The organism is Aminobacter sp. P4_D5 (assembly GCF_056401815.1).
In genome coordinates this window covers 1-699 of record NZ_JBFUIP010000744.1, presented here as the reverse complement: position 1 = coordinate 699, position 699 = coordinate 1, and the positions used below count along the sequence as shown (strand labels likewise).

The window sequence follows — 699 nt, the reverse complement described above, 5'->3', positions numbered from 1 at the left end:
CATCACATCTGCTCCTTGTTCCGACGGGTCACGCCGCGCAACACGAAGAAGGCGCAGACCGCGAGGATCGGCAGCATGAAAAGGGAGACGGCGGCGCCGCGCGGAATGTTCCCGCTGAGAATGCCGACCTGGAAGGCGTAGCTCGCGAAGACGTGGGTGAGGTCGCGTGGCCCGCCATTCGTGAGCACGCGGACGATGTCGTAATTCGCGAAGGTCACGATCAGGCTGAACAGCACCGTGATCGAGATGATGTTCGCCATCATCGGCAGGGTCACGTAGCGCAGGCGCTGGAAGCCGTTCGCGCCGTCGATCGCGGCCGCCTCGTAGAGCTGCTCCGGMACGGATTTGATGGCGGCGAGGTACATGATCATGAAGAAGGGCGCGCCCACCCAGACGTTCACGATTATGATCGCGGCCCGCGCCCAGAGCGGCTCGCCCAGCCAGGGCACCGGCGGCGCACCGACCAGCGAGATCAGGAAGTTGATGGAGCTGTAGGAGGGGTCGTACATCCACCACCAGCCGAGCGTGGACAGCGCCGGCGGGATGACCCAGGGCACCAGCAGCATGCCGCGCCACTTGCGCTGACCCTTCGCCGGGATGTGGTGCAGCATATGCGCCAGCCAGAAGCCGATCAGCGCCTTCACGATCACCGCCGTGATGGCGAAGATGCAGGACTGCCAGACCACGTTCCAGAAGGTG

At 64.6% G+C, this 699-nt stretch carries 1 protein-coding gene; it reads right to left on the bottom strand.

Going from position 1 to position 699, the window contains the following annotated elements; genetic code table 11:
• Positions 1–2: 2 nt before the first annotated feature.
• A partial coding sequence (locus tag AC1DWF_RS34720) for a carbohydrate ABC transporter permease (RefSeq protein WP_476843017.1) occupies positions 3–699 on the bottom strand: 697 nt, incomplete at its 5' end.